This is a genomic window from Stenotrophomonas sp. 1278, from assembly GCF_029892765.1.
GTDB lineage: Bacteria > Pseudomonadota > Gammaproteobacteria > Xanthomonadales > Xanthomonadaceae > Stenotrophomonas > Stenotrophomonas indicatrix.
In genome coordinates this window covers 1-8,690 of the sequence record NZ_JARXWD010000047.1, presented here as the reverse complement: position 1 = coordinate 8,690, position 8,690 = coordinate 1, and the positions used below count along the sequence as shown (strand labels likewise).

Annotated in this window: 7 protein-coding genes; 4 read left to right on the top strand and 3 right to left on the bottom strand. The window is 66.4% G+C overall.

What is annotated here, in order from left to right:
• Positions 1 to 579: 579 nt before the first annotated feature.
• Positions 580 to 1,725 (top strand): mechanosensitive ion channel family protein, encoded by a 1,146-nt coding sequence (locus M2299_RS20535; RefSeq protein WP_170919619.1) that lies wholly within the window; start codon positions 580 to 582, stop codon positions 1,723 to 1,725.
• Between the two features lie 75 nt (positions 1,726 to 1,800).
• Here M2299_RS20535 and M2299_RS20530 read toward each other — a convergent pair whose 3' ends face one another.
• The 3 genes from M2299_RS20530 to typA are packed head-to-tail and all read right to left on the bottom strand — an operon-like array spanning position 1,801 to position 5,791.
• A complete protein-coding gene (locus M2299_RS20530) occupies positions 1,801 to 3,423 on the bottom strand; it encodes an amidase (RefSeq protein WP_099841968.1) in 1,623 nt (540 codons plus the stop codon).
• A 41-nt stretch (positions 3,424 to 3,464) separates the two neighbouring features.
• The gene (locus M2299_RS20525; RefSeq protein WP_099782957.1) at positions 3,465 to 3,932 is read right to left on the bottom strand and encodes a DUF2127 domain-containing protein; all 468 of its coding nucleotides are present in this window, start codon (positions 3,930 to 3,932) and stop codon (positions 3,465 to 3,467) included.
• Positions 3,933 to 3,943: 11 nt separating this feature from the next.
• Entirely contained in the window at positions 3,944 to 5,791 is a 1,848-nt protein-coding gene (gene typA / locus M2299_RS20520) for a translational GTPase TypA (RefSeq protein ID WP_025879437.1), read from the bottom strand.
• Between the two features lie 340 nt (positions 5,792 to 6,131).
• On the opposite strand from typA, the gene M2299_RS20515 reads away from it, so the two are divergent.
• From M2299_RS20515 to M2299_RS20505, 3 genes are all read left to right on the top strand, one after another.
• Entirely contained in the window at positions 6,132 to 6,623 is a 492-nt protein-coding gene (locus M2299_RS20515; protein WP_025879436.1) for a peptidylprolyl isomerase, read from the top strand.
• Between the two features lie 124 nt (positions 6,624 to 6,747).
• Positions 6,748 to 7,734, top strand: a complete 987-nt coding sequence (locus tag M2299_RS20510; protein WP_025879435.1) for a malate dehydrogenase — start codon at positions 6,748 to 6,750, stop codon at positions 7,732 to 7,734.
• A gap of 124 nt (positions 7,735 to 7,858) precedes the next feature.
• Positions 7,859 to 8,473, top strand: coding sequence for an RluA family pseudouridine synthase (locus M2299_RS20505; RefSeq protein ID WP_280884911.1), 615 nt, complete (start codon positions 7,859 to 7,861; stop codon positions 8,471 to 8,473).
• Positions 8,474 to 8,690 lie beyond the last annotated feature (217 nt).

Genomic DNA, 8,690 nt, shown 5'->3' with positions numbered 1-8,690 from the left:
GGGGGGGGGGGGGGGGGGGGGGGGGGGGGGGGGGGGCCCCCGGGGGGGGGCGCGCCCGCCCCCCCCCCCCCCCCCCCCCCCCCCCCCCCCCCCCCCCCCCCCCCCCCGCCTCTGACAGATTTCCGGTGGCGGTTGGCCCATCTGTGCTTCGCTTGGATCAAATCCAATCGAAATCGAATATTTCGACAATTGAACGAAGAGCATCCACGCATGGCGTGGATCTACGTGTCGACCAAGGTCGACACCCACCAAGAGCAGGCCATGACATCCCGACAGATCGCGGGAAATTGTCGGAGGCGGGGAGGGGGCAGATGGCGGGGGCGTGAGCGCCATGGATGGCGCGACCGAGCTTACATGGACGTACTTGCAGCGTCCCCCGCAATCTGTCCCCTCCCCGCCATCCCACGGAATGCAGGCTGTTGCTGTTGCTGTTGAGGTTGCCGGCCAGCGGCCGGCACTACCGCGGGTGCAGAGCGCAGCCCTGCCGAACACCCCCGCCTACATTCTGCTTACGAACGACTGACATTGTGCTCATGGTGCATGGGCCACGCTGTAGCTCGGTGTTTACAGCGAGGATGCATGGTGGTCTGGCAACAGCTGCAGCAGTACCTGTGGCCTATCGGCAGCGCCCTGGTGGTTGGCGGCCTGGGGGCTTGGGCCGTACTGGCCCTGTACCGCCGCCTGCGCGGGCGCGACCGGCGCCGTGCGCGCATCGGCCGGGTGATCGGACCGCCGCTGGCCCTTGCACTGCCCGTGCTGTTGCTGGTGCCGGCGCTGCAGACCACGCCATTGCCGGAACACACGCTCGATCAACTGCTGCGCGTGCTGCACATCGCCCTGACCGCCTGCTTCATCTGGTTGCTGGTGCGCGGCGTTGCGGCGGGTGAGCGGGCGATCCTGCGCAGCCACCCGATCGATGTGTCGGACAACCTTGAAGCGCGCCGCATCCAGACCCAGACGCGAGTGCTCAGCCGCGTGCTGATGGGCGGCATCATCGTGCTCGGTGCTTCGCTGGTACTGCTGACCTTCCCGATGGTGCAGAAGATCGGCACCGCACTGTTGGCGTCGGCGGGCCTGATCGGCCTGGTGGCGGGTATCGCCGCCAAACCGGTGTTCGGCAATCTGATCGCCGGCCTGCAGATCGCGGTGACCCAGCCGATCCGACTCGATGACGTGGTGATCGTCGAGGGCGAATGGGGGCGCATCGAAGAGATCGGCAGCAGCTACGTGGTAGTGCGCATCTGGGATGAGCGGCGGATGGTGGTGCCGCTGACGTGGTTCATCGAGCACCCGTTCCAGAACTGGACACGACGCAGTGCCGACCTGCTGGGTACGGCCTTCCTGTGGCTGGACTACCGTGCGCCGATCGCGGCGATACGTGCCGAGCTGGAACGCATCTGCCAGGGCCAGCCGCTGTGGGATGGACGGGTGTGCGTGACGCAGGTGACCGAGACCAGCGAGCGCGCGATCCAGGTGCGGCTGCTGGTCAGCGCGCGTAGTTCCGGTGATGCATTCGACCTGCGCTGCCTGGTGCGCGAACGCATGCTGGATTTCCTCGCACGCGAGCATCCGCAATCGTTGCCGCAGGTGCGCGCGCGCCTGCAGCGGGACGATGAGCTGGATATGCCGCGGATGCGGCGTGCAGGCAGCGCCGATGTGCGTTCACCCGGTGCGGAGGATGGTGAGGCGGCCATCGCGCCGGCGGAGCCGCGCCCGGAATGGTAGCGCCGGGCCATGCCCGGCGGATTGCAGAGTGCCGCTGCGCTCGCCGGGCACGGCCCGGCGCTACCATCCATTGGATCAGGGGTCGCCGGATTCGATCAAGGTATCGGTATCGAAGTGCGGTGGGCGCCGGGCGCGCGTGCGCTGCTCATACGCGTAGGCCATCTCGATCAGCTTCGGCTCGCTCCAGGCCGTGCCCATGAACAACAGCCCCGCCGGCAGGCCATCGATCTGGCCCATCGGCACGCTCAGGCTGGGGTAGCCGGCGACGGCGGCGACGCTGTAGCTCTCGCCGGGGAAGTCATCGCCGGTGCTGCGCAGGGGCCAGGCCACACCGGTCGTCGGTGCGACCAGCGCATCCAGCTTCTGCGATGCCAGCACGGCGTCGATGCCTTCCGGGCCCGCCAGTCGCCGCGCATCGCTGCGCGCGCGGATGTAGACGGGATCGCCCAGGCCTGGAGTCGCTTGGGCTTCCAGCAGCAGCTCCTGGCCGAACAGCCCCAGTTCCTGGCCCTTGTGCGCCTCGTTGAAGGCGATCAGCCCGGCCAGGCTGCGCAGTGGCGCCTGGTAGGTGTTGAGGTAGCGCTCCAGACCCGCCTTGAATTCGTACAACAGCACGATGCGCTCGGCATCGGCCCAGGCGCCCTGGTTGGGTAGTTCCACCGGTACCACCACGGCGCCGGCGCGGCGTAGTTCAGCGACAGCCTGTTCAACCAGCGGTGGCATCCCGCGATACTTCAGCAATGGTGTCTGCAGCAGGCCGATGCGCTTGCCGCGCAGGCCCTGCGGATCCAGCCGTGCGGTGTAGTCGTAGACTGCGCGGCCGGGCATGGTCGCAGTGGCGGGATCGGCGTCATCGCGGCCAGCGATCGCGGTCAGCACGGCGGCGGCGTCGGCGACGCTGCGGGTCATCGGGCCTGCGGTGTCCTGGCTGAAGGAGATCGGGATGATGCCTTCGCGGCTGACCAGGCCGACGGTCGGTTTCAGGCCGACCACGCCGTTGATCGCTGCGGGGCAGACGATGCTGCCATCGGTTTCAGTGCCGATGGCCACGCTGGCCAGGTTGGCGGCCACGGCCACCGCGCTGCCGCTGCTGGAGCCGCAGGGGGAATGACTGAGGCGGTAGGGATTGCGGGTCTGTCCGCCGCGCGCGCTCCAGCCGGAGATGGAGTCGTTGCCGCGGAAGTTGGCCCACTCGCTGAGGTTGGTCTTGCCCAGCACCACTGCGCCCGCTTCGCGCAGGCGCCGGACCAGGTAGGCATCGCCGGGGCGGAAGCCCTGCAGGGCCAGCGAGCCGGCACTGGTGGCCATCGGTGCGGCGTTGATGTTGTCCTTCAGCAGGATCGGGATGCCATGCAGTGGTCCGCGCAGGCGGCCGGCACGGCGCTCCTGGTCGCGCTGTGCGGCTTCCTTGAGGGCATCGGGGTTGAGTTCGATCACCGCGCGCAGGCGTGGCCCGGTGCGGTCCAGGGCAGCGATGCGCTTGAGGTAGGCGCCGGTCAGGGTGACGCTGTCGAGCTCACCGGCGACCATCCGCGCCTGCAGGTCGGAAACTTCGGTCTCGGCGTAGGGGAAAGGCATAGAGCTGTTGCCGGGTTCACCGGCATGCGCGGTGGACGCGGCCGGGCTGCAGCCAGCAGCGAGCCCCGCAGGCAACGCGGCGATCAGGAAGGACAGGAGGGGCGGCAAGGACAGGCGCATGGGGCAGCTTCGACGGCTCCGATCCCCAGTGTAGCGGCTGCTCAGCGGCGGCGCTTGCGCAGGTCGCGCGCCAGCACGTAGACGACGATCAGGTTGATCGCCAGCACCATCCACGAGGCCCAGCCGGGATGGCGGACGATCGCGTAGATATCGAAGGGCAAGTAGATGGAGGCGGTCAGGCAGCCCAGCCAGGAAGCCCATGCCTTGGCTTTCCAGAGGCCCCAGGCCTCGACCAGGTGCAGCAGGCCGTAGCCGATCATCGCCGCCGCAGCCAGGTGCACCGCGTCGGGACTGATTGCATTCAACAGCGAGGGCAGGGTGCCGTGATCGGGGTCCAGGCTGAAACGCCGGATCAGGGCATTGACGCCGTCGCGAAGCGGCTGCGGGCCGAGGATTTCCAGCCCGGTGGCCGCCAACAACGCCAGCATCGCCTTGCTCGCTTCGAGCAAGGCGATGACATGGAGGCCCGGATGCCGGTGTGGATCCGGGTTGTAGCCGTTCTGGCTCACGGTTCGCTGGATCAGCCGCCGCGCGAGTTCTTCTTGCGGTCGCTTTCGGTCAGGAACTTCTTGCGCAGACGGATCTCCTTCGGGGTGATCTCGACCAGCTCGTCGTCTTCGATGAAGTCCAGGGCCTGTTCCAGCGAGTACTTGATCGCCGGGGTCAGCTGGATCGCATCGTCCTTGCCCGAAGCGCGCATGTTGGTCAGCGGCTTGGTCTTGATCGCGTTGACGGTCAGGTCGTTGTCCTTGGAGTGGATGCCGACCAGCTGACCTTCATACACGTTGTCGCCTTCAGCAGCGAACAGCTTGCCGCGTTCCTGCAGCGGGCCCAGCGAGTACGCGGGGGTGGTGCCCGGCGCATTGGCGATCATCACACCGTTGATGCGCTTGGCGATGGCGCCCTGTTCCTTCGGACCGTAATGGTCGAACACGTGGAACAGCAGGCCCGAGCCCTGGGTGAGGGTCTTGAACTCGTTCTGGAAGCCGATCAGGCCACGGGCCGGGATCTGGTATTCCAGGCGGACACGGCCCTTGCCGTCCGATTCCATGTTCTTCAGCTGGCCCTTGCGGGTGCCCAGCTTTTCCATCACGCCGCCCTGGTGGACTTCTTCGATGTCCACCACCAGCTGCTCGATCGGCTCCATGGCCTGGCCGTCGATCTGCTTGATGATCACTTCCGGGCGCGACACGGCCAGCTCGTAGCCTTCACGACGCATGTTCTCGATCAGCACCGACAGGTGCAGTTCGCCACGGCCGGAGACCAGGAACTTGTCGGCGTCTTCCAGCTGTTCGACCTTCAGGGCCACGTTGTGGACCTGCTCGCGGTCCAGACGGTCCTTGATCTGGCGGCTGGTCAGGAACTTGCCACCGGACAGGTCCTTGTTGCCGGCGAACGGCGAGTTGTTGACCTGGAAGGTCATCGAGATGGTCGGCTCGTCGACGGTCAGTGCCGGCAGGGCTTCCGGGGTTTCCGGGTGGCACAGGGTGTCGGAGATGGTCAGCTCCGGAATACCGGAGATGGCGACGATGTCACCGGCTTCGGCGGTGTCCTGCTCGATGCGCTCCAGGCCCAGGAAGCCCAGCACCTGGGCGACCTTGCCGTTGCGCTTCTTGCCTTCACGGTCGATCACCGCGACCTGCATGTTCTTCTTCAGGGTGCCGCGCTGGATGCGGCCGATGCCGATCACGCCCACGAAGTTGTTGTAGTCCAGCTGGCTGATGCGCATCTGGAACGGACCTTCCGGGTCCACTTCCGGCTTCGGCGCGTGCTGCATGATCGCTTCGTACAGCGGGGTCATGTCGCCGTCGCGCACGGTGTCTTCCAGGCCGGCGTAGCCGTTCAGGGCCGAGGCGTAGACGATCGGGAAGTCCAGCTGCTCATTGGTGGCGCCGAGCTTGTCGAACAGGTCGAAGACCTGGTCGATCACCCACTCCGGACGCGAGCCCGGACGGTCGACCTTGTTGACCACGACGATCGGCTTGAAGCCCATCGCGAAGGCCTTCTGGGTGACGAAGCGGGTCTGCGGCATCGGGCCGTCCATCGCGTCGACCAGGATCAGCACGGTGTCGACCATCGACAGCACGCGCTCGACCTCGCCGCCGAAGTCGGCGTGCCCGGGGGTGTCGACGATGTTGATCCGGTTCTTGATACCGGTCTTCTTGTCTTCCCAGGTGATGGCGGTGTTCTTGGCCAGGATGGTGATGCCGCGTTCCTTTTCCTGGTCGTTGCTGTCCATCACGCGCTCGGCGAGGACGGTACGCTCGGACAGGGTGCCGGACTGCTTCAGCAGCTGGTCGACCAGGGTGGTCTTGCCATGGTCGACGTGAGCGACGATGGCGATGTTGCGAAGATTTTCGATGGACATACGAAAGGGGGCCAGTCGGCGCCGGATTTGGAAAAAGAAGTCCAACATTATACGGCCTAGATGACCATTCGCGAAAACTGTTGCTCAGGCCTTGCCACATGGGCATTCAGGTAGGGCCGGCCCACGGGCCGGCAGCCCCACGATCTCCGGCAGGATTTGCCTGGCTGCCGGCCAACGGCCGGCACTACCACCGTCCCTGGGCATTCAGCAAAGCGTTTCCCTGCCAGCGCGGAGGTGCCTGGGCGCGTGGCGACGCGTTTGTCCAACAGGCGCCCGTTGGTCAGGGGGCGCGGTGTATCCTTATGGGGCTGATTACACACCCCGCATCCCAAGGATCTGCATGTCCCTCATCGCCACTTTCGACACCACCCAGGGCCCGATCAAGGTCGAGCTGTTCGCCGACAAGGCGCCGCTGACGGTCGCCAACTTCGTGAACCTGGTCAAGCGCGGCTTCTATGACGGCCTGATCTTCCACCGCGTGATCCCCGATTTCATGATCCAGGGCGGCTGCCCGCAGGGTCGCGGCACCGGCGGCCCGGGCTACAAGTTCGAAGACGAGAAGAATGGTGTGAAGCACCAGATCGGCTCGCTGTCGATGGCCAACGCCGGCCCGAACACCAATGGCAGCCAGTTCTTCATCACCCACATCAAGACCGATTGGCTGGACGGCAAGCACACCGTGTTCGGCCAGGTCCTGGAAGGCCAGGCGATCGTTGATTCGGTCAAGCAGGGCGACGTGATCCATTCGATCACCCTGGAAGGCGACACCGACGCCGTGCTCGCCGCCCAGGCAGAGCGCGTGGGTGAGTGGAACAAGATCCTCGCCGCCTGATCCGCCTCCTACGGCCCCCTGCAGAGGGGGCCGTTTCCATGTTGCGGCCGCCCCGCCAGGCCTGTCCCCGCCCGCGCGGCCATCTCCCACAACGCTACTTAGCTTCTTAGCAGAGGAAATCCCCATGAAAGCACCTGTTCGTGTTGCCGTGACCGGCGCCGCCGGCCAGATCGGCTACGCCCTGCTGTTCCGTATCGCCTCCGGTGAAATGCTGGGCAAGGACCAGCCGGTCATCCTGCAGCTGCTGGAGCTGCCGGTCGACAAGGCCCAGGCCGCCCTGAAGGGCGTGATGATGGAACTGGAAGACTGCGCGTTCCCGCTGCTGGCCGGCATGGTCGGTACCGACGACGCCGAAGTCGCCTTCAAGGACGCCGACATCGCCCTGCTGGTCGGCGCACGTCCGCGCGGCCCGGGCATGGAGCGCAAGGATCTGCTGCTGGAAAACGCGAAGATCTTCACCGCCCAGGGCGCCGCACTGAACAAGGTTGCCAAGCGTGACGTGAAGGTGCTGGTGGTCGGCAACCCGGCCAACACCAACGCCTACATCGCCATGAAGTCGGCGCCGGACCTGAACCCGCGCAACTTCACCGCCATGCTGCGCCTGGACCACAACCGTGCGCTGAGCCAGCTGTCGACCAAGCTCGGCAAGCCGGTCGCCGGCATGGAGAAGCTGGTGGTGTGGGGCAACCACAGCCCGACCATGTACCCGGACTACCGTTTCGCCACCGCCGATGGTGCGTCGATCGCCGATGCGATCAACGACCAGGAGTGGAATGCGAACACCTTCATCCCGACCGTCGGCAAGCGCGGCGCGGCGATCATCGAAGCCCGCGGCTCGTCCTCGGCAGCTTCGGCGGCCAACGCAGCGATCGACCACGTGCGTGACTGGGTGCTGGGCAGCAACGGCAAGTGGGTCACCATGGGCGTGCCGTCCGACGGTTCCTACGGCATTCCGGAAGGCGTGATCTTCGGCTTCGCGGTCACCACCGAGAACGGCGAGTACACCCTGGTCAAGGATCTGCCGGTCGACGACTTCAGCCAGAAGTACATCGACAAGACCCTGGCCGAGCTGGAAGAAGAGCGCGCCGGCGTCGCCCACCTGCTGGGTTGATGCGGTCGGTGCCGGCACCCTGCCGGCACCTTTTCCATCAGGGTAGGTTCCGGCCGTCGGCCGGTACGCAGGAAACGGGGAGGCTTCGGCTTCCCCGTTTTCGTATGGAGTACCTGGCAACGACATGATCCTTCTGCATTACATCGACGACGCGCTGCTGGTGGCCGAGAAGCCGGCCGGCCTGCTGTCCGTGCCCGGCCGCTCGGCGGAGAACCAGGACTGCGTGGTCGCACGGCTGCAGGTGGTGTATGCCGATGCGCTGACCGTGCATCGCCTGGACCAGGTCACCTCTGGCCTGCTGCTGCACGCGCGCGGCAAGGACATGCAGGTAGCGCTGTCGATGCAGTTCGAGAAGCGCCAGGTGGGCAAGCGTTATGAATCCATCGTGCAGGGGCTGCTGGAAGATGATGCCGGTGAAGTGGACCTGCCGCTGATCGTCGACTGGCCGAACCGGCCCAAGCAGATGGTCGACCACGAACGCGGCAAGCCGGCACTGACCCGATGGCGGGTACTGTCGCGTGACACCGAGGCGCAACGCACGCGCGTTGAACTGGAACCGGTCACCGGCCGCAGCCATCAGCTGCGCCTGCACATGGCCAGCCTGGGTCATCCGATCGTCGGCGACGTGCTGTATGGCGCAGAGGCCGCGCAGCGCGTGTGCCTGCATGCGCGGAAGCTGCAGTTCACTCATCCGGTGACGGGCGAGGCGCTCGCGTTCGAGTCTGCGACTCCGTTCTAGAAGGGTAGGGTGTTCGGCAGGGCTGCGCCCTGCACCCGCGGTAGTGCCGGCCGCTGGCCGGCAACCCCAGCAGCAACAGCAACGGCAACAGCGGGGTTCCGTGGGATGGCGGGGCGGGTCCGGTTGCGGGGGACGCCGTAAACCCATCCCTGGGGGCTTGGCCGCGGCATCCATGCCGCGGACACCCCCGCAACCGGACCCACCCCGCCTTCGACAG